Annotated in this window: 34 protein-coding genes and 1 tRNA gene; 32 read left to right on the top strand and 3 right to left on the bottom strand. The window is 52.2% G+C overall.

Annotated features, from left to right (window positions below):
* Positions 1 to 33 precede the first annotated feature (33 nt).
* The 12 genes from V6944_RS00835 (at position 34) to V6944_RS00780 (ending at position 6,202) form a co-directional block, all read left to right on the top strand.
* Complete coding sequence (locus V6944_RS00835; RefSeq protein ID WP_202217827.1) at positions 34 to 252, top strand: transcriptional regulator; 219 nt, start codon at positions 34 to 36, stop codon at positions 250 to 252.
* A gap of 31 nt (positions 253 to 283) precedes the next feature.
* Positions 284 to 832 carry a toxin YdaT domain-containing protein gene (locus V6944_RS00830; RefSeq protein WP_333497532.1) on the top strand — a complete coding sequence of 183 codons (549 nt, stop codon included), beginning with the start codon at positions 284 to 286 and terminating at the stop codon, positions 830 to 832.
* Positions 829 to 1,107: a ClpX C4-type zinc finger protein gene (locus tag V6944_RS00825; protein ID WP_333497531.1), complete on the top strand. Its 279-nt coding sequence runs from the start codon at positions 829 to 831 to the stop codon at positions 1,105 to 1,107. The genes V6944_RS00830 and V6944_RS00825 overlap by 4 nt, the downstream gene beginning before the upstream one ends.
* A 16-nt stretch (positions 1,108 to 1,123) precedes the next feature.
* Entirely contained in the window at positions 1,124 to 2,008 is an 885-nt protein-coding gene (locus V6944_RS00820; protein ID WP_112203234.1) for a hypothetical protein, read from the top strand.
* 2 nt (positions 2,009 to 2,010) lie between these two features.
* On the top strand, positions 2,011 to 2,760 hold the full coding sequence (locus V6944_RS00815; RefSeq protein ID WP_112203239.1) for an ATP-binding protein: 750 nt from the start codon (positions 2,011 to 2,013) through the stop codon (positions 2,758 to 2,760).
* Positions 2,757 to 3,275 carry a hypothetical protein gene (locus V6944_RS00810; RefSeq protein ID WP_333497530.1) on the top strand — a complete coding sequence of 173 codons (519 nt, stop codon included), beginning with the start codon at positions 2,757 to 2,759 and terminating at the stop codon, positions 3,273 to 3,275. The genes V6944_RS00815 and V6944_RS00810 overlap by 4 nt, the downstream gene beginning before the upstream one ends.
* Positions 3,272 to 3,463, top strand: a complete 192-nt coding sequence (locus V6944_RS00805) for a hypothetical protein (RefSeq protein ID WP_333497529.1) — start codon at positions 3,272 to 3,274, stop codon at positions 3,461 to 3,463. The genes V6944_RS00810 and V6944_RS00805 overlap by 4 nt, the downstream gene beginning before the upstream one ends.
* A gap of 43 nt (positions 3,464 to 3,506) precedes the next feature.
* Entirely contained in the window at positions 3,507 to 3,779 is a 273-nt protein-coding gene (locus V6944_RS00800) for a hypothetical protein (RefSeq protein WP_333497528.1), read from the top strand.
* A complete protein-coding gene (locus tag V6944_RS00795) occupies positions 3,776 to 4,255 on the top strand; it encodes an ead/Ea22-like family protein (protein WP_333497527.1) in 480 nt (159 codons plus the stop codon). Before V6944_RS00800 ends, V6944_RS00795 begins: the two co-directional genes overlap by 4 nt.
* Before the next feature lie 5 nt (positions 4,256 to 4,260).
* Positions 4,261 to 4,773 carry a hypothetical protein gene (locus tag V6944_RS00790; RefSeq protein ID WP_333497902.1) on the top strand — a complete coding sequence of 171 codons (513 nt, stop codon included), beginning with the start codon at positions 4,261 to 4,263 and terminating at the stop codon, positions 4,771 to 4,773.
* Entirely contained in the window at positions 4,770 to 5,900 is a 1,131-nt protein-coding gene (locus V6944_RS00785) for a hypothetical protein (protein WP_333497526.1), read from the top strand. The genes V6944_RS00790 and V6944_RS00785 overlap by 4 nt, the downstream gene beginning before the upstream one ends.
* Positions 5,901 to 6,019: 119 nt before the next feature.
* On the top strand, positions 6,020 to 6,202 hold the full coding sequence (locus V6944_RS00780; RefSeq protein ID WP_202217833.1) for a hypothetical protein: 183 nt from the start codon (positions 6,020 to 6,022) through the stop codon (positions 6,200 to 6,202).
* 37 nt (positions 6,203 to 6,239) lie between these two features.
* On the opposite strand, the gene cspF is transcribed toward V6944_RS00780, so the two are convergent.
* On the bottom strand, positions 6,240 to 6,452 hold the full coding sequence (gene cspF / locus V6944_RS00775; protein WP_072011377.1) for a cold shock-like protein CspF: 213 nt from the start codon (positions 6,450 to 6,452) through the stop codon (positions 6,240 to 6,242).
* Between the two features lie 292 nt (positions 6,453 to 6,744).
* Between cspF and V6944_RS00770 the strand changes: the two genes are divergently transcribed.
* Complete coding sequence (locus V6944_RS00770) at positions 6,745 to 6,963, top strand: cold shock domain-containing protein (protein WP_035893861.1); 219 nt, start codon at positions 6,745 to 6,747, stop codon at positions 6,961 to 6,963.
* Positions 6,964 to 7,278: 315 nt separating this feature from the next.
* Here V6944_RS00770 and V6944_RS00765 read toward each other — a convergent pair whose 3' ends face one another.
* Positions 7,279 to 7,443 carry a YnfU family zinc-binding protein gene (locus V6944_RS00765; protein ID WP_227675158.1) on the bottom strand — a complete coding sequence of 55 codons (165 nt, stop codon included), beginning with the start codon at positions 7,441 to 7,443 and terminating at the stop codon, positions 7,279 to 7,281.
* A gap of 148 nt (positions 7,444 to 7,591) precedes the next feature.
* Here V6944_RS00765 and ymcF point away from each other — a divergent pair, with 148 nt between their 5' ends.
* The 13 genes from ymcF to V6944_RS00700 all read left to right on the top strand — a co-directional run bounded on the left by ymcF (position 7,592) and on the right by V6944_RS00700 (position 13,246).
* Positions 7,592 to 7,768 carry a cold shock small protein YmcF gene (ymcF, locus tag V6944_RS00760; protein WP_227675179.1) on the top strand — a complete coding sequence of 59 codons (177 nt, stop codon included), beginning with the start codon at positions 7,592 to 7,594 and terminating at the stop codon, positions 7,766 to 7,768.
* Between the two features lie 76 nt (positions 7,769 to 7,844).
* Positions 7,845 to 8,072, top strand: coding sequence for a hypothetical protein (locus tag V6944_RS00755; protein WP_035893863.1), 228 nt, complete (start codon positions 7,845 to 7,847; stop codon positions 8,070 to 8,072).
* Positions 8,073 to 8,250: 178 nt separating this feature from the next.
* A complete protein-coding gene (locus V6944_RS00750) occupies positions 8,251 to 8,850 on the top strand; it encodes a DUF1367 family protein (protein WP_333497525.1) in 600 nt (199 codons plus the stop codon).
* Complete coding sequence (locus tag V6944_RS00745; RefSeq protein ID WP_442910712.1) at positions 8,850 to 9,050, top strand: hypothetical protein; 201 nt, start codon at positions 8,850 to 8,852, stop codon at positions 9,048 to 9,050. The genes V6944_RS00750 and V6944_RS00745 overlap by 1 nt, the downstream gene beginning before the upstream one ends.
* Positions 9,051 to 9,058: 8 nt before the next feature.
* A complete protein-coding gene (locus V6944_RS00740; RefSeq protein WP_202217836.1) occupies positions 9,059 to 9,664 on the top strand; it encodes a recombination protein NinG in 606 nt (201 codons plus the stop codon).
* Entirely contained in the window at positions 9,661 to 10,350 is a 690-nt protein-coding gene (locus V6944_RS00735; protein WP_333497523.1) for a bacteriophage antitermination protein Q, read from the top strand. Before V6944_RS00740 ends, V6944_RS00735 begins: the two co-directional genes overlap by 4 nt.
* 679 nt (positions 10,351 to 11,029) lie before the next feature.
* Positions 11,030 to 11,104, top strand: a tRNA-Gly gene (locus tag V6944_RS00730).
* Between the two features lie 295 nt (positions 11,105 to 11,399).
* Positions 11,400 to 11,795: a phage holin family protein gene (locus V6944_RS00725; RefSeq protein ID WP_074477644.1), complete on the top strand. Its 396-nt coding sequence runs from the start codon at positions 11,400 to 11,402 to the stop codon at positions 11,793 to 11,795.
* Positions 11,782 to 12,066 carry a phage holin family protein gene (locus V6944_RS00720; protein ID WP_333497522.1) on the top strand — a complete coding sequence of 95 codons (285 nt, stop codon included), beginning with the start codon at positions 11,782 to 11,784 and terminating at the stop codon, positions 12,064 to 12,066. Before V6944_RS00725 ends, V6944_RS00720 begins: the two co-directional genes overlap by 14 nt.
* A complete protein-coding gene (locus V6944_RS00715) occupies positions 12,063 to 12,605 on the top strand; it encodes a glycoside hydrolase family 108 protein (RefSeq protein WP_333497521.1) in 543 nt (180 codons plus the stop codon). Before V6944_RS00720 ends, V6944_RS00715 begins: the two co-directional genes overlap by 4 nt.
* Complete coding sequence (locus V6944_RS00710; RefSeq protein ID WP_333497520.1) at positions 12,602 to 12,877, top strand: hypothetical protein; 276 nt, start codon at positions 12,602 to 12,604, stop codon at positions 12,875 to 12,877. The genes V6944_RS00715 and V6944_RS00710 overlap by 4 nt, the downstream gene beginning before the upstream one ends.
* Positions 12,828 to 13,019, top strand: a complete 192-nt coding sequence (locus V6944_RS00705) for a hypothetical protein (protein WP_333497519.1) — start codon at positions 12,828 to 12,830, stop codon at positions 13,017 to 13,019. The genes V6944_RS00710 and V6944_RS00705 overlap by 50 nt, the downstream gene beginning before the upstream one ends.
* 29 nt (positions 13,020 to 13,048) lie before the next feature.
* The gene (locus tag V6944_RS00700) at positions 13,049 to 13,246 is read left to right on the top strand and encodes a hypothetical protein (protein ID WP_333497518.1); all 198 of its coding nucleotides are present in this window, start codon (positions 13,049 to 13,051) and stop codon (positions 13,244 to 13,246) included.
* Positions 13,247 to 13,416: 170 nt separating this feature from the next.
* Here V6944_RS00700 and V6944_RS00695 read toward each other — a convergent pair whose 3' ends face one another.
* A complete protein-coding gene (locus tag V6944_RS00695; protein WP_198421940.1) occupies positions 13,417 to 13,641 on the bottom strand; it encodes a hypothetical protein in 225 nt (74 codons plus the stop codon).
* Between the two features lie 265 nt (positions 13,642 to 13,906).
* Here V6944_RS00695 and V6944_RS00690 point away from each other — a divergent pair, with 265 nt between their 5' ends.
* From V6944_RS00690 to V6944_RS00665, 6 genes are all read left to right on the top strand, one after another.
* Positions 13,907 to 14,614, top strand: coding sequence for a hypothetical protein (locus V6944_RS00690; protein WP_333497517.1), 708 nt, complete (start codon positions 13,907 to 13,909; stop codon positions 14,612 to 14,614).
* Between the two features lie 252 nt (positions 14,615 to 14,866).
* Positions 14,867 to 15,412 (top strand): terminase small subunit, encoded by a 546-nt coding sequence (locus V6944_RS00685; RefSeq protein WP_333497516.1) that lies wholly within the window; start codon positions 14,867 to 14,869, stop codon positions 15,410 to 15,412.
* The gene (locus V6944_RS00680; RefSeq protein ID WP_333497515.1) at positions 15,387 to 17,309 is read left to right on the top strand and encodes a phage terminase large subunit family protein; all 1,923 of its coding nucleotides are present in this window, start codon (positions 15,387 to 15,389) and stop codon (positions 17,307 to 17,309) included. The genes V6944_RS00685 and V6944_RS00680 overlap by 26 nt, the downstream gene beginning before the upstream one ends.
* Positions 17,309 to 17,515, top strand: a complete 207-nt coding sequence (locus tag V6944_RS00675; RefSeq protein ID WP_333497514.1) for a phage head-tail joining protein — start codon at positions 17,309 to 17,311, stop codon at positions 17,513 to 17,515. The genes V6944_RS00680 and V6944_RS00675 overlap by 1 nt, the downstream gene beginning before the upstream one ends.
* On the top strand, positions 17,512 to 19,104 hold the full coding sequence (locus tag V6944_RS00670; RefSeq protein ID WP_333497513.1) for a phage portal protein: 1,593 nt from the start codon (positions 17,512 to 17,514) through the stop codon (positions 19,102 to 19,104). The genes V6944_RS00675 and V6944_RS00670 overlap by 4 nt, the downstream gene beginning before the upstream one ends.
* Positions 19,085 to 20,425 carry a S49 family peptidase gene (locus V6944_RS00665; protein WP_333497512.1) on the top strand — a complete coding sequence of 447 codons (1,341 nt, stop codon included), beginning with the start codon at positions 19,085 to 19,087 and terminating at the stop codon, positions 20,423 to 20,425. The genes V6944_RS00670 and V6944_RS00665 overlap by 20 nt, the downstream gene beginning before the upstream one ends.
* Positions 20,426 to 20,429 lie beyond the last annotated feature (4 nt).

Genomic DNA, 20,429 nt, shown 5'->3' with positions numbered 1-20,429 from the left:
TTTCGTTGTTGATTACCATTTGAGGAATGATTCATGAATCTAGTTATCTACAGAGTGCTGAAAATCGTGGGCAGTCAGCAGAGGCTGGCTGATGCTTGCGGGGTATCACAACCCGCTGTTCATAAATGGCTGAATGGTGGCTCTGTCTCCCCGAAGCACGTCATGTCGATCGTCAAGGCTACGAATGGTGAAGTTAAGGCCCATGAAATTAGACCTGACCTATCGGATTTGTTCCCGCATTCAGTTGCCTGAATGGCACCTTAACCACGAAAGGGAAAGCATCATGCAATCACTTACGTTTCAAAATAATAACACCGCGATGGATAGGCGATTGATATCTCAGAATCAGCGTAAGGCTGCTTCTGGTGATAGCTTTAGCCACCACGCAGTCTGCTCAGCCGTTCGCGCCTGGGCAGCGTCAATTAACAATCAGGACTTCGTTGCCGGGCTGATTGTTGAGGAATGGGAGAGGCGGGGCGGAGACGCGCTGGACTTTCCCGATGATCTGAGCCGTCGCCGTCAGAAGCTATTCCGCTGGCTCGACGGAACCACCATGGCGGCTCAGCGCAACATTCAACTGCTAACCCCGGCGATCCTTGCCGTTCTTCCGCTGGAGCACCGCAACCGACTGCTGCCGGAAGACAACATCATGGCCCGCCTGGCGCGACTGGAGAAAGAGACCAGCGAAGCGAAGATAGCCATCGCCATGGGCGCACCAAAGCATCAGAAGCTGAAGGAATTGAGTGAGGGGATTGTCGAGATGTTCCGCGTGGATCCGGACTTAACGCTGCCACTGATGACGCTGGTAACTTCAATGCTGGGGGCTGCATGACTGGATTGGAAAAGGCGAAGGCCCTTCTGCGGGTACAGAAAGGGCCCTCTAATGCAAGAACGGACAGTCGTTGCGAGGCGAGTATGCCAGTAACCAATACCAAGGTAAATATCCAGCCAACCCATAAGTGCTCTTTTTGCGGAAAGACGAACGTCGAAGTTTCTGGCGTTCTCATCGCTGGGGATGGCGTCTCAATCTGTCAGGCATGCGTATTTTTGTGCGTCGAGATCGTTTTTAAGCACTCCGCCAGAACTGACGAAGCTACAGCAATTTAAGTGTTCAGGGGTTTTTATGCGTGATTACGGCAAGGTGCATACATCTTTTTGGATAAGCGATGGAATGCGTCGGGTTTCTGATGATGCCCGGTTGCTCGCGCTGTACCTGCTCACGGGGCAACACACGAACATGATTGGGTGTTTTCGACTGCCTGATGGATACGTTTCGGAAGACCTCAATTGGACTTCTGAAAGGGTTGCGAAAGGGTTTGATGAACTATCTAAGAACGGTTTCGCAACGCGTGATTTTGCCTCGAAATGGGTGCTTATTCGGAACTTCATGAACTGGAACCCAGTTGAGAACCCGAATCAGGGTATAGCGGCAATGCGTTTGTTTTCTCAAGTGCCGGATAAATCCTCAGTGAAGCCAGATTTGGCGCGGGTTATGGCTGACGCGATAGCTCATTTTGGTGGTGCGAAGCTAAAGGGTTCAGAAAGGGTTCTCGAACCGTTCCTTAACCAGGAACAGGAACAGGAACAGGAACAGGAAGAAGAAAACACTTCGGGGCATGGCTCTGCCACACCCCCAGAGGGTGATGGTTCTCCCGATGATGAGACGCCACCAAAAAAAAATGCCTATCCAGATGAGTTCGAGCAGGTGTGGGCGATTTATCCAAAGCGTGCTGGAGGCAATAGCAAGGCCGATGCCTGCAAGGCCTGGAGTGCAAGAGTCAACTCAGGATCTACGGCCCAGGAGTTGCTCGAGGGTACGCAGCGATACGCTGACTTCGTAAGAGCTACGGGGAAGCTTAACACCGAGTACGTGAAACAGGCCGCAACGTTCTTTGGCCCTTCGAAACACTACGAGGAAGCCTGGGAAGTGACAACGCCGTCAGGTATGCGGGATCTGAATGCGATTTCCCGCCCGGATAACACCATCCCACCAGGATTCAGGGGGTAGCGATGAAAAACATGATTGGTGCTGGCAGCGCGCTTGAGCGCCTGAAGAAACTCATTCCGCCCGGCGTACGGCCTAAGTTCACGAACGCAGCTGAATTGCTGGCGTGGCAGCGGGAGGAAGGGCTGAAACAATGCGAGGAACTGAACCGAATGAACCAGAAAGCGCGCACTGAGAAAATCTTCGGTCGCTCTGGCATCCAGACCCTGCACCGCAGTTGCACGTTCGCCAACTACGAAGTATCCAGCGAGCAACAGCGCAAGGCCTACACCATGGCTAAGAGCTACGCGCAGAACTTCGGGACCGGATTTGCAAGCTTCGTGTTCAGTGGCGCTCCTGGTACAGGGAAAAACCATCTTGCCGCGGCAATTGGCAACCATCTTCTGGCTGCTGGCCATTCGGTTCTGGTTGTCACCATTCCGGATCTGATGCTTCGGATTCGCGAATGCTACGACGGCGGCCAGTCGGAAGCCTCTCTGCTGGATGACCTCTGCAAAGTTGACCTGCTGGTGCTGGACGAGGTCGGCATTCAGCGCGGAAGCAGCGGCGAGAAGGTTATTCTGAACCAGGTCGTTGACCGCCGCCTGTCCTCGATGAAGCCGGTGGGCGTGCTGACGAACCTGAACCATGCAGGGCTTCAGGATTCTCTGGGACTTCGCGTTATCGACCGCTTAACCATGGATAACGGCATCTGGGTGAACTTCGACTGGGGCAGCTACCGCAAGAACGTATCGCATTTGAGGGCTTTGAAATGAGCATGAAGCCAACATACGAACAGCTTGAGCAGCAGCTTGCGGTGGCAATTTCTGAGCGTGATGCTGCTGTGAACGCCGAGCGCATCTGGGAAAAATCCATGATGGAAGCCTGCGGCGAAGACGGTCCTGCATCGGTTGCGGCTGAAATCGCTGCCTTGCGTGCGCAGCGTGACACGGCACTGGAATCACTGCGTCAGCAGCTTGCTGCGGTGGTAGCGGAGGCTGCGGGGCTGAAGACTATAAGCGTGAAACTGTATAACTACGGCTACATGAATGGCCACCACCATACAGTCGAGGGCTATTTCACAGATATTCACCGCAGTGATATCGACACCTATCACAGCGACGTTGTTGAAGAAATAATCGAACAAGAAACTCCGGCAACCGACGCGTACCTGGCTGAAGTGCGGGCCAGCGCCATTGAGTACGCAGCATCAGAGCGCTGGGGCAGTGGCTATGTTTTCGACGAACTGAATGAGTTCGCCGCCCAGTTACGCCAAGGAGCGAAATCATGAGCATTAAAAACGCAACCATCGTGATGGAACTGGAAGACGGCCGCATTGTTCAGCGCCCTCTGAAAATCGAAGAGCGTCGGTTCATCATCGCCATCCTGGAAGATAACGGGAAATTAAACGTAGCGCCTTGTGATGGCGTTGAGTTCCAGAGCAAGAAATTGCGACAGAAAACGCAGGAGGCCCAATGAACGATATCACCGCACTGTCTCCGGTAACGCCAAGGAGTGGATCATGAGCACTGAGCTAACCAAAATTTATGTCACGAAGTACGCGCTTTCAAAGGGCCCGTTTGTCGTCGATGCGGAAGTCAAAAAAGATGGTGATATGGCATTTTTCCAATCAGGCGGTTACCGGAATTACGCCCACGGGAAAGAGTTCTGGCTAACCGAAGAAGAGGCCATTGCTGACTGCGAACGTCGTCGCCAAGCGAAGATTAAATCTATCGAGAAACAGAAGTCCAAGCTCGAAAAAATGACATTCACCATCCGGGAGCTAAAGGCATGAGCAACGATATCACCGCACTGATGGCGACCATGAAAGCGGCAGCAGAGAAAGCGAGTAACGGAGATTGGCGTCGGGCATCAACGCTGTTTAATGGCATCACTGCCACGCCTTTTGTACTCGGCGGAAAAGAAGTGATGATTGCATGCGCGTCGGAAAAGCGTGATGCAGAGTTCATCACCGCTGCTAGCCCCGAAAACGTCAAGGCGCTGGTAGAGGCGCTGGAGAAGGCGCAGGCGCAATCCTCAAAATGGCTTGAGGCATACCACAAAGCTGTATCAGTTGGCGCACGGTATGAGGAGCGCATCGCCGAGCTGGAATCCTGCACCGTCACCGTGAAGATGCCAGAAGAGCGATTTCGCTATGGCGAAAGTGACTATAACGATGGGTTCGTTAACGGCTGGAATGCACACGGCATTGAAACTCGCCGTTCGCTGGCCGCCGCTGGCATCCAGGTTATCGAAGGAGAAGGACGATGAGCTTACTGCCAGTAACGCACGACGAGCTTTGCCTGCTCGCCTGCCGGTTCCTGCAAAACAACGGCTTCAAAGTCGCTTTCCATGACCGGTTCCGTGCTTGGACACCTTACGGTGAGCAGGCTGATGCTATCGGCTTTCGCAACGGCGCTAGTTGCCTGATTGAGGCTAAATGCTCTCGCTCTGACCTCCTGGCCGACCGCAAGAAACCTTTCCGGGTTGAGCCTGAGAAAGGGATGGGTGATTGGCGCTTCATGATTAGCGAGCCGGGTATCGTAAATATCGAAGATTTACCACCGGGATGGGGTTTGCTTCACGTCGTCAAAGGCCGGGTCAAAAAAGTGTATGGCTGGCCCGGTAATGTCGATTGGGTTGTCACGGCTAGCAAGCCATTTAGAGCAAACAAGCAGGCCGAATGCGACTACATGTTTAGCGCGCTCCGGCGCATGGATTTACGCGGTCACCTCAAAGAGGTTTATGACGGTGTAATCGTGAACAAGCCAGAGGGGAATACAGCATGAAAATCAACTTAACAGACCCAGCTAACCACCAGGCAAACTCTCCACTCCCGGTACAGCGCATTGAACGCGTTATCGAAGCGCTGGAGAGTTCGCTCAAGTATCGCAACGGCAGCAGCATGGACCATTTCATTTCTGATGCGGTGAAGGGGCTGAGAGAGTTGCGGGAGGTGCGGAAGGCGAAGAGTGAGCCAGTGGCATGGGAGGTGAACGGAGTGTTCTGCCACACTCTGGAAGAGGCGTCGAATTATGTCGGCACGCCAGATCCTCTCTACGCATCGCCGCCATCTCTGGTGCTTCCTGAAACACTTCCGTGTCCTGTATTTCTTGAGCCTGGACTTAAGTTCGGCAAGGGAGTGAGCACTCAATGCATGCTGGACGTACTGAACCGCCGCGCTGAATATTACGCAGATCTTGATGCTATGACTCCAGAGCAACGAGCTGAGCATGATGCTGGCATTGCTGGGTTTAAAGCGATGCTGGGAGGTGGTTTCCGCGACCTATCCACGCCAGTAGACCCGCAGGTTGCCGAATATGAGGAAATCATGGATCAGGCCATTCCAGATAACTCATTCACGAATGAAGAACTTGAAGCAATGGCGTACGGCAACAATCCGCAGGCCAATGCGTATCGTGAGTTGCTGGCGTTCCGGTGCAACTCTCCGGCAACTCCGGATGGTTGGAAGTCGGAGGCAGAGCGACTGGCCGAGATGCATGGTTGCAGCTTTGTTGTGTTCCGGCATGGAGAGGAGCCTCAGTGTGCCGACCCTACCAAGGTGATCATCTCGTTTACGGATAAAGGATTGGGTTATGCGGAAGATGAAACTTTGCGGGAAAGCGGATATTCGTCAACCAAACATTTGCGGGAAAATCAGGAAACGGCAACCAATTGCCCTAAATGCGGCGGGCATGGAACTTATCACTGCCCGCAGATGCTTGGAACGGTCGAATGTGAATGCGCACTGCCGACAGCGCCAAAGAAGGCGGGGAATAATATCCGAGAAGATATGAAAATGGGGGGGGGGGGGGCAGGATTACCAGACACCGATTTAGGCCTTAACTACCATACAAGCGATATGGGAATCCCCATATCGACAGCCAGAGCCTCTTCGAAGTTTATTCATGCCTGAGCAGCACAGGCTGTACAGGTTAACTGATGCGCTGGTCCGGGCGAACCTGCTGGAGATGTGTCACAGAAAATCCATAGCAGCCTGACCTATAATCCCCTCAGACTATCGAGGGGATTTTTATGTCACATGAAGAAATGACACCTGCTGAAAAATACAAAGCACAGAAGAATCGGTATAAAAAGCATGTGCTTCAATCCGAAATAGCAAATGCCAAGAGATTTGAAACTGGGGAAGTGACCTCGGTAGATGGTTACAGGTCTCCTTACGAAATGAGGAAAAAGAGGGGGAGAACTGCAGACTGATGCTGGATTGCAACATATCAACCAAACCAAGGAATGGTCAGGAAAGGTAAATATTCGCGGCGACAGGCCCGTTAAGACTGTTGATTCGACAAAACTCGACACGGAGTCCTGGTCTTAAGTGCTCGGATTTAGTGTGATAAACTGCTGAAATATGAAGTAGAACGTCTTTACGACCGTCTGATGGGGTAATGAAACCTTTGCCACTGATAGAGTCAAAGCTTTTTACAATTCCTGTCATTTTACGAGACAAATAGATTCCTTGTTAAAAATACGAGGCAAACTATACACGTAAAAAAATAAAAAGCTAATTATACTGCTTTGTTTTGATAAGGACTCCTGGATGGCTAAAATAAAATTTGCTTATCAGTGATGGAAATGCATTAATGAGACGGTAAGTTTGAAATACAAACGCAACGTAAGACATTTTATCGAGCAGTCCTCATAGCCAGGCTCTATCGCTGATATCTCCTCTCTTTGAGTCCAACGTACAATACTATGCGTTTATTATAATTCTTAGATTAAAATACTCAAAAGGAGCTAGTATGTCTTCAAGAATAAAAGGTTTGGTTAAGTGGTACAACGAAGATAAAGGATTCGGCTTTATCTCTCCGATTGATGGAAGTAAAGATGTGTTCGTCCATTTCTCTGCCTTTCATGGTGATAATTTAAAAACATTGTTTGAAGGGCAAAAGGTTGAGTTTGCGATTCAACGCGGAGATAAGGGCCCGGCTGCAGCCGGTGTAATTCTTTGCGATAAATAAACATATACAGGCCTGCGATAACGATGATGGTTCATTCCTGAGTGGTCAGGCCTGCCTTAGGTGCGCATCAGATGCACACTCGAAACATCAGGTCAGTGCATTTTTACATTTGTATGAGTGTGCTGACCGATGTGATGAAGTGCAGGCTTGCTGCATGAAGAGTCTAAAAGCAGAAGCTAACTGCTTGTAAAATAATAAAGTGCGTAAGAGGCTAGGCTGCCTCCAAAAGCATCACTTCAACTTTATGGCACACAACTTTTTGCCAAATGAGTTAGTTAGAATAAGCAAACGACACTATTTGGCAATGGTTGTTTTTTAGAAGTGTTGTGAGGACTTGAACAACGTGTTGCAATATGGACAGACTAATTGAGAGCCTTTCTGTACTCTTATGAAACTATGCTCTGAGTTTTTTGAACAATTTGGGCATAAGCACTTGATTAGGTAATTTCGGTTTTGTTGCGAGTTTTTACGTCCGGACATAGGCATCTCCTGATTTACGGGAGTGCCACCATACACGGTTATTAAGATAGTTGCTTATGTTTTTTAGAATTTTGCACGAATATTACAATGTAAAATAATGCGGCTTTCTGAAGGCGAACAAACCAGCTGTCATTAAGAGGTATATTTTATCAGATTAAATATTCATTTCAGATGCCCATGTTGTCATGGGTCTCAATATCGAACGTCAATCTTTGATGTTTCAGAAAAAAATCCATTTGGTGCAAAGTGTATTTTTTGTAAAACAACAATGGTTTTTAATGAGTCGGTAAGCATCAAAGGTAAAATCCTTAGACTAGTCGAGTAAAGTCTTTATTGATTTCCTACTCCTGTCATTGACATGACTGTCGTTAGGAAAATAACCAATTGAGTCATGGTGCTAAATGAAAAGTGTTATCGTTTTTTTTAACTTCCAACCATGCAAAGTGATCTCCATCGTTGATGGCATTACGTCTATACGACAAGAATACCCAAATGGTGAGGAGACTTTTCTTCAAATTATGTCGGCAAATTTCCCTTCCCTGACAGGTGACCATGGGGTTGTGCATGTGGCTTCAGACAGAGAACTGAGTACTCAGGAAATTTTAGATGCAGCCAAAAAATTCTTATAATGCTTCCGTTATGCATCAATGATGGGTTATGAAGAACCCCAGTTCTCTGATTCGCATTTATTCCCGAATTATGGAAACCCGCCTCGGCGGGTTTTTACATTGATTTTCCATTATCACCTGTACATAATGTCAGTGTCAGCCTGAACAACTGACAGCCTTATGCGCCACGGAGAGTACCATGGCGCAGCTACAACTCATCAAGCAGTCCTCAGAAATCCTGATCCCCGCGACGCCGGAGACCAGTGAATTACTGCAATCAAAATTTAAGCTCGGCGCTGTGCTGGTGGCCGAGTTCAAACAGGTCCGTAACCCGGCCTTTCACCGTCGTTTCTTTGCTCTGCTGAATCTCGGCTTTGAGTATTGGGAACCTACCGGCGGCGCTATCTCCGCGAACGAGCGCAAGCTGGTGACCGGGTTCGCTAATTTCCTGTCGACGTACGGCGGCAGCGCAAACGCCCTGCAGGACGCCGCTGAGCATTACCTCGAGCAGGTAGCTGGGCGACGCGTCACAAACGGCATCAGCCTCTGCAAATCATACGAAGCGTACCGGGCCTGGGTCATCGTCGAAGCCGGGCATTACGACACCATCAAACTGCCTGACGGTTCACTCCGCAAACACCCCCGTAGCATCTCCTTCGCGAATATGGGCGAAATCGAGTTCCAGCAGCTCTACAAGGCCGCGCTTGATGTCCTCTGGCACTGGATATTGTCCAAGCCATTCCGTACGCAGGATGAGGCTGAGAACGCCGCTGCGCAGCTGATGAGCTTTGGGGGATGATACCGATGAAATACAGCTGGTTCCATCACACCGAATGCACCACCGAGCAGGCCGACGAGCTGGTGGCTAACTACCAGCGCCGCGGCGTCAAAGTCGAGCGCAGCCTGAATTGCGACAACATCACCTGGACCATCAGCGCGCAGCTGCCGGAAGGCGACAAAGCGCCGCGCCCGAGCCGTGTCTGGCAAAACAAGGCGTAGGGGTGAGCATGGCTAAGCTACCGCGCCGTAAGTGCGCCAACAAAGAATGCCGCCAGTGGTTCCACCCGACACGCGACACGCAAACCGTGTGCGGTTACGAGTGCGCCAGCGCATACAGCAAAGAACAGACCAGAAAAGCCCGGGAGGATGCGCAGCGAAAGGAAGTGAAGCGTCAGCGCCAGGAGGCGAAAGAACAGCGGGCGCAGCAGGCCGAACGTCGCCAAGCGGTGAAGCCACTCAGCCACTTCGTTAAGCAGGCGCAACAGGCATTCAACGAATTTATCCGGTACCGGGATCGGCATCTTCCGTGCATCAGCTGTGGTCGCCACCATGACGGGCAATACCACGCAGGGCATTACCGCACCACCGGCGCTAACCCTGAGTTGCGCTTCAATGAGGACAACTGCCATCGCCAGTGCGCCCCCTGTAATAACCATCTCTCCGGCAACCTGACGGCCTACCGCCCGGCGCTGATCGCCAAAATCGGCCAAGCCCGCTTTGATGCCCTGATGGGCCCGCACGAATTACCGAAATGGAAGCGCGAGGACTACATCCGTATTCGCGATGAGTACCGCGCAAAACTCAAAGAACTGAAACAGCTGGAGGCGGCGTGAATACTCAATACCTGGAATATGTGCGGCAGCAGCTGATTGTGGCCACTGCCGATCTGAGCGGGGCGACGAAAGGGCAGTTAATGGCCTGGCTGGAGAACGCGCAGTTCGACACGAAAACCTTTAAGCGTAAAAAGCCTCGAGTGCTTGATGAGGTAACCGGTGAAATGGTTACGCTGGATAACCCGCCGATCCCTGGCAAACAGTCGCACGCCAAGGGCTCTCATATCCCGCTGGTTCAGCCGGTAGAGTTTGCAACCGCATCCTGGCGCCGCGCGCTGCTGTCGCTCGAAGAGCATCAGAAGGCGTGGCTTCTATGGAACTACAGCGAGAACACCAGTTGGGACCACCAGGTGGCAATAACGCAATGGGCCTGGGCTGAGTTCAGCCAGCAACTGGAAGGTAAGCGGGTGGCAGGCAAAACGATGGAGCGACTGAGGAAGCTAATCTGGCTGTCGGCGCAGGATGTGAAAGCGGGGCTGGGCGGACGTGAGACATACGAGTACCAGGCGCTGGCAGAATTGGTGGGCGTGACACCAAAGAACTGGTCAGAGACGTTTACCGATCGCTGGATGGAGATGAAGCGAATCTTCATGAGCCTCGACATTGTGGCTTTATTGCAAGTAACGCGATCACGTTCACAACAAAAGGCGACAAATTCACACCAAAACATTGCAAAACTGGATTGAAACGCATATATTTCATGTAAATCTGATATTGTGCCATTGTTGTATGCACTGGCAGTAAATGATTTTAAGGAGCCTCGCCATCGTGCGGGGCTTTTGCGTTTCTGGAGGGTAAGAAAATGCACCAGTAAAGCGGATAGACTGCAGCCGAAAGGCAAAGCAGCAGTCATGATGCTGCCCTGAGTCGCCATTGAGCGGGCCTGTGTAGCGATGGGTTAAGGTTCCTATATCAAAACTAGCTCCGGTAGAGCAGCGCGAAAGCCAGACGCGCACCGGTTATCAGCGGCGATAAAGCGACAGCACCTCAAGGGCATGAGCGTGGCCACTCCGGGTAGTGGCAAAATCATTGCAACGGACAGGGTGTTGAGGCCAAAGCCGCCCGTAAGACCTGGTACACACCACCCCGGCAGGCAGCGCCCTGTCCATTGCGGTGAAAGAAAATATCGGCTAACACCCGGCCAATAACTCAGCGGCACGTAAGTCCTGATTGGAGTTAAGCGAGAGATGGGCGCTCGCCACCACAATACATTGACGCGATTTATGAAAATGTTTTACGTTATTGATGCAGTGAATCCCCCTATGCGGCGGGGCGCTCAGTCAAAACTGATAATGTTCAAATGCTCGCGCGAGGCAGTTCGACTGGCTGACTCACTGGGAGGCACCCAGCACTGCACACTAAATTGCGGTCATCGTATAATGGCTATTACCTCAGCCTTCCAAGCTGATGATGCGGGTTCGATTCCCGCTGACCGCTCCAGTTTTGAATGGGCGCTGTTGTGATAATACTGCGGCATGCCACTGCGATGTGTTACCTAACCAGCGTCCATTCAAAAGCGCTCCATTAAAGTCTGAATAACCGTGGGTGGTTTGTCAGATGGAGCGCCTCTAATTCTTGATATTTTCATTCTTCAGGCTCGCTTCGGCGGGCCTTTTCTTTTTCAGGCTCCGGGAATCACTTCTTACATCCACCTTTGCCTAAGAGCCCGCGAGCCTGACCTTTATTCCCCTCATTAATTTTTCTGAGAGGACTCACAGCAATAAGAGGGGGCTAAATGTCCGATCCTGTGTCTGGCACAACGATTGCCGGTGGTGGCCTGATGGGGGCTAGTGTATTTGGGTTCGCAACCGGTATTGATTACGGCGTGGTGTTTGGCGCTTTCGCAGGTGCTGTATTTTATGTGGCGACAGCAGCAAACATTACCCGGCTGAAGCTGGTGGGCTATTTCGTGACATCGTTCATTGTCGGCGTTCTCGGCGCTGGTCTGGTGGGCTCCTATCTTGCGAAGTGGACGGGATACAGTGATCGCCCACTGGATGCACTAGGCGCGGTAGCGGTTGCCGCACTGGCTATCAAGCTCCTCACATTCATCAACAACCAGGAGCTGGGAAATCTGTTCGGTATGCTTTCCCGCATGCGGGGAGGAGGGACCAATAATGGTAACAAGTGACCCAAGCGCGATGGCCAATGCTGTAATTTGCGCGGTGATTGTTGTGTTCCTGATGTTCTATCAACGCGAAGGGGCAAGGCATCGCCCATTAATATCGCTGGTGGCTTACTTTTCAGTGCTGGTGTATGCCAGCGTTCCTTTCCGATACCTGTTTGGCCTGTACCACGAATCACACTGGGTTGTGGTACTGGTCAACGTTCTTATTTGCGCTGCTGTTGTCTGGGCTCGTGGAAACGTTGCGCGTCTGATTGATTACCTGAGGCACCAATGACTAAAGACGACATCTTCAATGCCATCCTCGGCAAGGAGGGCGGCTACGTTAATCATCCTGACGACAAAGGCGGGCCGACGAACTGGGGCATAACGCAGTCAACCGCCCGTGCCCACGGTTATGTCGGCGATGTGCGTGACCTAACCCGCCAGCAGGCTCTCGATATCCTCGAGGCCGATTACTGGTATGGCCCACGCTTCGACCTGGTAGCAGGCGTCTCCCAGCTTATAGCCGCCGAACTCTGTGACACGGGCGTGAACATGGGGCCATCTGTCCAGGTGAAATGGTTCCAGCGCTGGCTGAATGCGTTTAACGACCAGCAGAAGCTTTACCCTGACCTGATTGCCGACGGTCAGATTGGCCCGCGCAGCATCAGCGCCCTGAAATTGTTCCTGGCGAAACGCGGCAGTGAAGGGGAAACCGTATTACTCCGCGCACTGAACTGCAGCCAGGGTCAGCGTTATCTCGAGCTGGCAGAGCAGCGCCCGGCTAACGAGTCGTTCATCTACGGCTGGATCCGGGAGCGGGTGAGCCTATGACTCTTGAAATGTTGGTCGGACTGGCCGCTGCAGTGATAGCCGCCATCGCTGGCGCGTTTGGTCTGGGCCATGTCCGTGGCACCAGCAAGGCCGAAGCAAAAGCTGAGCAGCAGCGTACTGAAGAACACGCCGCAGCGGCTGAAGCGGTTGCTGAGCGCCGGGTTGAAGTAACGAAGGAGGCCAGCAATGTACAGCAGACTGTTAACCATATGCCTGATGACGATGTTGATCGCGAGCTGCGGGAATCGTGGAAGCGTCCCGGTAGTCGTTGATACGGCGTGTGACTGGGTGAAGCCCCTCTATCTTACAGACCATGACATTGACGCTATGGACAAGCAGACGAAGCGTGATGTGCTGGCTCATAACAAAGCGTGGCAGACGAACTGCCAGAAAGAAACCAGAGCCTCGCAATAGCGGGGCTTTTTCACAACTAAGGAATGAGCATGACAGTAGTTCTTACAGCAAAGCAGATTGAAGACCTAGCATCCTTCGCTAAAGAAGACGGTGCGCCTCAATACACTATCACCACTGGCACACTTCCTCAGTTCGAAGCCGATGACGGCGAGATCATCCCTGAATACACAGGGTTGATCGCATATTCCGATTCACTGGAGCATGGTGTGTTGCAGCTCGGCGACTAATCATCACAAAGCTCATCTGCTGGTGGGCTTGATAATGGTTAACTCCTACATAAAACGAAAAGAGGTGTAAGTTATGGGAAAAGCATATTTCGGTTTAAGTGAGGATAAAAAGTCAGTTATTTTCTATGCACCAACGTTTCGTATTAAGGCCGGATAAACCGGCCTGATAATTATTTTGGCATAAACTGCTGTAATTCTTTAGATAGCTTATTGAATGGTTCAAAATCGTATTGTGTCAGTTCAATCAGCAATTGATTCTTATCTGCGTCTGGTAATCGTGCAAAAAGTAATCCTAATGCTAGTTTTAGCGCGGTTACTTCATTGGCCACATCGGCAGAATCATTGCAATTTGTCGCCAGTTGCAAACCTTCGATATAACGAATTTGAGGCATCATTTATCCCTTAATCCAGAGGTAATCAGCCATCCCCCTTCGATGGTTACGCCAGTGTCCCACCACTGACGGGCTGAATGCTCACCTTAGCCAGGGTTAAAGCAAAGCAACATCCTGATATTCAGACAGTAGCCGCCGCCGTGCGGCTTTTTTATGCGCCTCGCACGCGCAGCCTGACGTAACGATATCTTTCAGTAGTGAGCCTGGGGCATTCCGCTTTATCGGGCGGTTTTCCCGTGCGACAGGCTCACACCTAAAAGGAAATATTATGAAAAGTACCTATCAGATGATGAATGCCCTTGTCACGCTACCGCCTGTTGGTGTGTCAATAAAAGATGGTGAGGGCAATACGCGTAAAAGCGCCAGTGAGCTGAGAGCGCGGATTTGTGCGGTTGTTCCGGGGCGTGGCTCCGTTCATCTTCGTTCCGTACCAATTGTGCTTAGTGAGTTCTCGCGTGGCGGATACTCGGAGAAACCATGGGTTACCGGCGAGCAAATCATGGTTCCTGATGGTTATCTGATTGTCGCCATGCTGGTTGATGAGAAAGGAAAGCCACTTAACGACGAGCTTTTGCCGGTTGAGCTTGAAGAGCTACCGAACAATGACTGGGCGCTGAACAAGTCGGCTCCGTTCCGTATCTCTGGTGATGGCCTGGCTTTTGGTGGTTTCCCTGGGAAAACTTCAAGCAATCTACACTCTGCCAGTATTGAAGGTGATTCGCGCAAGATCGTGTTTAAGGCAGGTCTCTTTACGCCGGTGAATGTAACCACTATCCCAGTGCTTACTGATGAAATGAAACAGGCCGTAATTGATGCCGTACGCGAAAGCGATTTGTTCACATCCCTTCAGGCTGCGATAGCTGCTCAGGCAGCATCAACCGTTAATCTGCAACAGGCAGTTAATGACGCAGCGGGCGATGCTATCCGCAACTCTCTGGCGCCTGGAGGTCCGATCTGGAATTCTCTGAATCGTTAACCTCCACTTGCAAATGGTAATTGTTATCACTTGCGGGTCCTTTCCGGCATATCGATGCGCTACGGGGCGGCGTCCGCGCAGATTCTCGCTATTTATGAGAATTTTTCGTTTTTAGTCGTTTCCGTTCTTCTTCTAGCTAATTACCTGTTTTTAATGAAAACACCCCCTGAAAAGAAAGGAAGCGGCAGAGCCCGATAACAGGCAAATTACTCGATGTCGTTTCCTTTCTCTGTTTTGCGCATGGAGTGAGCCATGGAGGTAAACAAAAAACGCCTCTCTGAGATTTTCGGCGTCAGTGTTCGCACCATTCAGAACTGGCAGGATCAGGGGATGCCAGTTGCCCGTGGTGGCGGTAAAGGTAATGAGGTGCTCTATGATTCTGCGGCGGTTATTGAGTGGTATTCCGCCCGTGATGCTGCAATTGAAAATGAGAAGTTGCGGAAAGAAGTCGAAGATCTGCGGATTGCTTCGGAGTCGGATCTTCAACCCGGCACCATTGATTATGAGCGTCACCGACTCATCAGGGGGCAGGCCGACGCGCAGGAATTGAAAAATGCAAAAGACACTGCTGAGGTAGTGGAAACCGCGTTCTGCACGTTTGTGTTATCGCGGGTGGCCGGCGAAATAGCCAGTATCCTCGATGGCGTTCCTCTATCAGTTCAGCGGCGTTTCCCCGAGCTGGAAAACCGGCACATTGATTTCCTCAAGAAGGACATCATTAAAGCCATGAACAAGGCAGCTGCGCTGGATGAAATAATACCGGAGTTGCTGAGTGAATATATCGAACAGTCAGATTAAGGGGCTGCGGTACTCTGCTCTGGCAGGGCTCCGTTCGCTATTTCGGCCTGAACCGCTGACCGCTGTTGAATGGGCTGATGCGCATTATTATCTCCCTAAAGAGTCAGCGTATCAGGAAGGGCGCTGGGTTACGCTTCCCTTCCAGGTAGCCATTATGAATGCGATGGGCAACGACTATATCCGCGAGGTGAATGTCGTTAAATCCGCCCGCGTTGGCTACTCGAAAATGCTGCTCGGTGTGTACGCGTACTTCATCGAACACAAGCAGCGCAATTCGCTGATCTGGTTGCCAACCGATGGTGATGCTGAGAACTTCATGAAGTCTCATGTTGAGCCCACAATCCGTGATATCCCCTCGCTTTTGTCGCTCGCGCCGTGGTACGGCAAAAAGAACCGCGACAATACGCTCAGCATGAAGCGCTTTTCCAACGGTCGCGGCTTCTGGTGTCTGGGCGGTAAGGCGGCGAAAAACTACCGTGAGAAATCGGTTGATGTTGCCGGCTACGATGAACTGGCGGCATTTGATGAAGATATTGAGAAAGAGGGCTCGCCCACCTTCCTCGGTGATAAACGTATTGAGGGCTCTGTCTGGCCTAAGTCGATCCGTGGCTCCACGCCAAAGCTAAAAGGAACCTGTCAGATTGAGCGTGCCGCGAGTGAGTCCGGGCATTTTATGCGTTTTCATGTTGCCTGCCCTCATTGTGGGGAAGAGCAATATCTGAAGTTTGGCGACAAGGAAACGCCATTCGGGTTTAAGTGGATGCCTGGCGAACCGGCCAGCGTTTTTTACCTCTGCGAGCATAACGCCTGCGTCATTAAGCAGCAGGAGCTGGATTTTACCCTTGCGCGCTACATCTGCGATGAGACGGGGATCTGGACACGCGATGGCCTGAACTGGTTTGCATCCTCTGGTACCGACATTGAACCGCCAGACAGCGTCACTTTCCACATCTGGACGGCATACAGCCCATTTACCACCTGGGTGCAGATAGTCAAAGACTGGATCAAAACGAAAGGGGATACCGGTAAGCGTAAAACCTTCGTGAATACCACGCTGGGTGAGACATGGGAGCCGAAGATTGGCGAACGCCCGGATGCGGACGTGATGGCGGAAAGGAAGGAACACTTTTCAGCATCAGTACCTGACCGGGTGGCCTACCTGACCGCGGGCATTGACTCACAGCTTGACCGCTATGAGATGCGTGTCTGGGGATGGGGGCCGGGTGAAGAAAGCTGGTTGATTGACCGGCAGATCATCATGGGACGACATGATGATGAAGCCACTCTCATCAGGGTTGATGAGGCCATAAACAGGGCTTACACCCGAAAAAATGGCGTTGAAATGTCGATATCCCGTATTTGCTGGGATATCGGCGGCATCGATCCAACCATTGTATATAACCGCTCGAAAAAGCACGGCCTGTTTCGCCTTATCCCCATCAAAGGGGCCTCTGTTTATGGCAAACCTGTTGCCAGCATGCCACGCAAACGGAATAAGAACGGTGTGTATCTTACGGAAGTTGGGACGGACACGGCGAAAGAGCAGATTTACAACCGCTTCACTTTGCAGCCAGAAGGTGATGAGCCTCTCGCTGGTGCCGTGCATTTCCCTAATAACCCCGACATTTACGATCTGGCTGAAGCACAGCAGCTCACCGCTGAGGAACAGGTCGAAAAATGGGTAGACGGTAAGAAGAAGATCCTCTGGGACAGCAAAAAGCGACGAAACGAGGCGCTGGACTGCTTCGTTTATGCGCTGGCCGCGCTTCGGATCAGTGTTTCGCGATGGCAGTTAAATCTTGATTCTCTTCTGGTCAGTCTGCTCGAGGAAGAAGGGGGACGAACCCATAACAAGACCCTGGCGGATTATGCCCGGGCATTATCTGGAGACGAATAATGGCGACACAGACCGATCTGGATGCCGCTCGCGCTGCGTTGCATGATCTCATGATGGGACAGCGGGTGGCGACGGTGCAAAAGGACGGCCGGCGGGTTGAGTTCACCGCTACCTCAGTAACCGACCTGAAAAAATACATTGCCGAGCTTGAATCACAGATTGGCATCACTCAACGACGCCGGGGACCGGCAGGATTTTACGCATGAAAACACCTGCTTTGTTAGGGCCGGACGGTAAAACCGCCTTACGGGACTACGCCGGTTATCACGGTGGCGCTGGTGGCTTTGGCGGCCAGTTACGCGCCTGGAACCCACCGAGCGAAAGCGCGGATGCTGCGTTATTGCCTCACTTCTCCCGGGGTAATGCGCGTGCTGATGATCTGGTTAGAAATAACGGTTATGCAGCAAACGCCGTGCAGCTGCATCAGGACCACATTGTTGGCTCCTTCTTCCGTTTGAGTTACTGCCCGAGCTGGCGTTATCTCGGTATCAAAGAAGAAGAAAGCCGGGCATTTGCCAGGGAGGTGGAGGCGGCCTGGTATGAGTATGCTGAAGATGATTTTTGCGGGATTGATGCTGAGCGCAAGCGGACGTTTACGATGATGATCCGTGAAGGTGTTGCTTCTCATGCATTTAACGGTGAGCTGTGTGTCCAGCCCACCTGGGACAGTGATTCCACGCGGCTCTTCCGCACGCAGTTCAAAATGGTGAGTCCGAAACGCATCAGCAACCCTAATAATGCCGGAGACACGCGAAACTGTCGGGCTGGTGTCAGAACAAACGACGGCGGTGCTGCGTTGGGCTATTACGTCAGCGAAGACGGATATCCGGGATGGATGGCACAGAAATGGTCCTACATTCCGCGAGAGCTGCCCGGCGGGCGGCCGTCCTTTATCCATGTATTTGAACCGCTGGAGGATGGACAGACTCGCGGCGCCAACGTGTTTTACAGCGTCATGGAGCAAATGAAAATGCTCGATACGCTGCAAAATACGCAGCTCCAGAGCGCTATCGTTAAGGCGATGTATGCGGCCACGATAGAAAGTGAGCTGGATACGCAAACTGCGATGGACTTTATTCTCGGCTCTGACAGTAAAGACCAGCAGAGCAAGATGACGGGCTGGCTGGGTGAAATGGCCTCGTATTATACCGCGGCGCCGGTTCGCCTTGGTGGTGCGAAGGTTCCTCACCTGATGCCGGGTGACTCCCTGAATCTTCAGTCAGCGCAGGATACGGACAACGGTTTTTCGACCTTCGAGCAATCACTGCTGCGTTATATCTCTGCCGGTCTGGGTGTGTCTTATGAGCAACTCTCGCGCAACTATTCGCAGATGAGCTACTCCACTGCACGCGCCAGCGCTAACGAGTCCTGGGCGTTTTTTATGGGCCGCCGCAAGTTCGTAGCATCCCGGCAGGCTTGTCAGATGTTTGTGTGCTGGCTGGAGGAGGCCATTGTCCGCAGGGTGGTGACGTTGCCATCCAGAGCACGATTCAGTTTTCAGGAAGCGAGAACAGCCTGGGGCAACGCCAACTGGATAGGTTCAGGCCGTATGGCGATAGATGGGCTGAAGGAAGTGCAGGAGGCTGTCATGCTCATTGAGGCAGGCCTGAGCACTTATGAGAAGGAATGCGCCAAGCGCGGAGACGACTATCAGGAAATATTTTCGCAGCAGGTACGTGAAACGATGGAGCGTCGTGCGGCAGGCCTTAAACCTCCAGCCTGGGCGGCTTCTGCCTTTGAGTCTGGACTGAAAAAATCAAATGAGGAGGGGAACGATGACGCCCGAGCTGCGTAATCTCCCGCACATTGCCAGTATGGCTTTCAATGAGCCGCTATTACTTGAACCCGCCTATGCGCGGGTTTTCTTTTGCGCGCTTGCTGGCCAGCTTGGCATTACCCGTCTGACCGACACTGTATCTGGCGTGACCCTTGGTGCAGAGCAGATGGCTGAACCGCTGGTGCTCTTTGGCGATGATGAGGATATGGAGCCAAAACCGGCACGAAGCTATCAGGTCACTAACGGGATCGCAGTGCTGCCGGTATCCGGGACCCTGGTCAGTAAAACCCGTGCACTCCAGCCATATTCGGGGATGACGGGTTACAACGGCATTATCGCCCGTCTTCAGCAGGCCATCAGCGATCCGGGTGTTGACGGCATCCTTCTGGATATGGACACCCCAGGCGGAATGGTGGCGGGGGCTTTTGATTGTGCGGACATTATTGCCCGTATGCGCGATATCAAACCCATCTGGGCGCTGGCAAACGATATGAACTGCAGCGCAGGTCAGCTGATTGCCAGTGCTGCCTCGCGCCGGCTTGTGACGCAGACGGCCAGAACGGGATCTATCGGGGTCATGATGGCCCATAGCAATTACGGTGCAGCCCTGAAAACCAGCGGCGTTGAAGTCACGCTCATTTACAGCGGCGAGCACAAGGTGGACGGAAACCCCTACGAGAAATTACCCAAAGAGGTACGCGCAGATTTTCAGGCGCGTATTGACGCGACCCGGCAGATGTTCGCTGAGAAGGTGGCGGGTTACACCGGCATGTCGGTCCAGGCCGTTCTGGACACTGAAGCGGCTGTTTTTTCAGGCCAGGAATCAGTAGACAACGGACTGGCGGAACAGCTGGTCAACAACATGGATGCGCTGAACGTTATGCGCGATGCAATTAACAAACGAACGATGATTTCCCGAGGAGGAAGCATGAAAGGTACTACTGCATCCGCAGATACCACTCAACCAGCAGCAACCGCTGCTGCTAACCAGCCCGTGGCCACCGCTGGCGCACCCGCTGTGGTCGTTGACCCTGTAACCACCGCATCTGTTGATGTCAGCAGCCAGGTCGCGGCGGCTGTCGCTGCTGAAAATGGTCGCATTATGGGGATCCTGAACTGTGAAGAGGCAAAAGGGCGCGAATCACAGGCGCGCGCACTGGCTGAAACGCCCGGCATGACGGTGGAAAGTGCACAGCGCATTCTTGCCGCCGCGCCTCAGAGTGCTCAGGCACGCACGGATACCGCGCTGGATCGTCTGATGGAAACCGCACCCGGCACCGTAGCGGCAGGGAGTTCATCTGCTGATGCGGGTGACGATTTATTAAATACGCCTGTTTAAGAGG

It is taken from the genome of Kluyvera sp. CHPC 1.2972 (assembly GCF_036759925.1).
In the GTDB taxonomy this organism is placed as follows: Bacteria; Pseudomonadota; Gammaproteobacteria; order Enterobacterales; family Enterobacteriaceae; genus Kluyvera.
This window is presented reverse-complemented; position numbering and strand designations above follow the sequence as displayed.

Coding starts and splice junctions, on each gene's coding strand:
- V6944_RS00795 (WP_333497527.1), top strand. CDS start 3,776: ATGAGCAACGATATCACCGCACTGATGGCGACCATGAAAGCGGCAGCA.
- V6944_RS00785 (WP_333497526.1), top strand. CDS start 4,770: ATGAAAATCAACTTAACAGACCCAGCTAACCACCAGGCAAACTCTCCA.
- V6944_RS00725 (WP_074477644.1), top strand. CDS start 11,400: ATGTCCGATCCTGTGTCTGGCACAACGATTGCCGGTGGTGGCCTGATG.
- V6944_RS00670 (WP_333497513.1), top strand. CDS start 17,512: ATGAAAACACCTGCTTTGTTAGGGCCGGACGGTAAAACCGCCTTACGG.
- V6944_RS00835 (WP_202217827.1), top strand. CDS start 34: ATGAATCTAGTTATCTACAGAGTGCTGAAAATCGTGGGCAGTCAGCAG.
- V6944_RS00675 (WP_333497514.1), top strand. CDS start 17,309: ATGGCGACACAGACCGATCTGGATGCCGCTCGCGCTGCGTTGCATGAT.
- V6944_RS00765 (WP_227675158.1), bottom strand. CDS start 7,443: ATGTCCGGACGTAAAAACTCGCAACAAAACCGAAATTACCTAATCAAG.
- V6944_RS00810 (WP_333497530.1), top strand. CDS start 2,757: ATGAGCATGAAGCCAACATACGAACAGCTTGAGCAGCAGCTTGCGGTG.
- V6944_RS00820 (WP_112203234.1), top strand. CDS start 1,124: ATGCGTGATTACGGCAAGGTGCATACATCTTTTTGGATAAGCGATGGA.
- V6944_RS00805 (WP_333497529.1), top strand. CDS start 3,272: ATGAGCATTAAAAACGCAACCATCGTGATGGAACTGGAAGACGGCCGC.
- V6944_RS00665 (WP_333497512.1), top strand. CDS start 19,085: ATGACGCCCGAGCTGCGTAATCTCCCGCACATTGCCAGTATGGCTTTC.
- V6944_RS00740 (WP_202217836.1), top strand. CDS start 9,059: ATGGCTAAGCTACCGCGCCGTAAGTGCGCCAACAAAGAATGCCGCCAG.
- V6944_RS00800 (WP_333497528.1), top strand. CDS start 3,507: ATGAGCACTGAGCTAACCAAAATTTATGTCACGAAGTACGCGCTTTCA.
- V6944_RS00715 (WP_333497521.1), top strand. CDS start 12,063: ATGACTAAAGACGACATCTTCAATGCCATCCTCGGCAAGGAGGGCGGC.
- V6944_RS00710 (WP_333497520.1), top strand. CDS start 12,602: ATGACTCTTGAAATGTTGGTCGGACTGGCCGCTGCAGTGATAGCCGCC.
- V6944_RS00755 (WP_035893863.1), top strand. CDS start 7,845: ATGAAAAGTGTTATCGTTTTTTTTAACTTCCAACCATGCAAAGTGATC.
- V6944_RS00770 (WP_035893861.1), top strand. CDS start 6,745: ATGTCTTCAAGAATAAAAGGTTTGGTTAAGTGGTACAACGAAGATAAA.
- V6944_RS00685 (WP_333497516.1), top strand. CDS start 14,867: ATGGAGGTAAACAAAAAACGCCTCTCTGAGATTTTCGGCGTCAGTGTT.
- V6944_RS00815 (WP_112203239.1), top strand. CDS start 2,011: ATGAAAAACATGATTGGTGCTGGCAGCGCGCTTGAGCGCCTGAAGAAA.
- V6944_RS00825 (WP_333497531.1), top strand. CDS start 829: ATGACTGGATTGGAAAAGGCGAAGGCCCTTCTGCGGGTACAGAAAGGG.
- V6944_RS00700 (WP_333497518.1), top strand. CDS start 13,049: ATGACAGTAGTTCTTACAGCAAAGCAGATTGAAGACCTAGCATCCTTC.
- V6944_RS00695 (WP_198421940.1), bottom strand. CDS start 13,641: ATGATGCCTCAAATTCGTTATATCGAAGGTTTGCAACTGGCGACAAAT.
- V6944_RS00705 (WP_333497519.1), top strand. CDS start 12,828: ATGTTGATCGCGAGCTGCGGGAATCGTGGAAGCGTCCCGGTAGTCGTT.
- V6944_RS00690 (WP_333497517.1), top strand. CDS start 13,907: ATGAAAAGTACCTATCAGATGATGAATGCCCTTGTCACGCTACCGCCT.
- V6944_RS00720 (WP_333497522.1), top strand. CDS start 11,782: ATGGTAACAAGTGACCCAAGCGCGATGGCCAATGCTGTAATTTGCGCG.
- V6944_RS00830 (WP_333497532.1), top strand. CDS start 284: ATGCAATCACTTACGTTTCAAAATAATAACACCGCGATGGATAGGCGA.
- V6944_RS00780 (WP_202217833.1), top strand. CDS start 6,020: ATGTCACATGAAGAAATGACACCTGCTGAAAAATACAAAGCACAGAAG.
- V6944_RS00750 (WP_333497525.1), top strand. CDS start 8,251: ATGGCGCAGCTACAACTCATCAAGCAGTCCTCAGAAATCCTGATCCCC.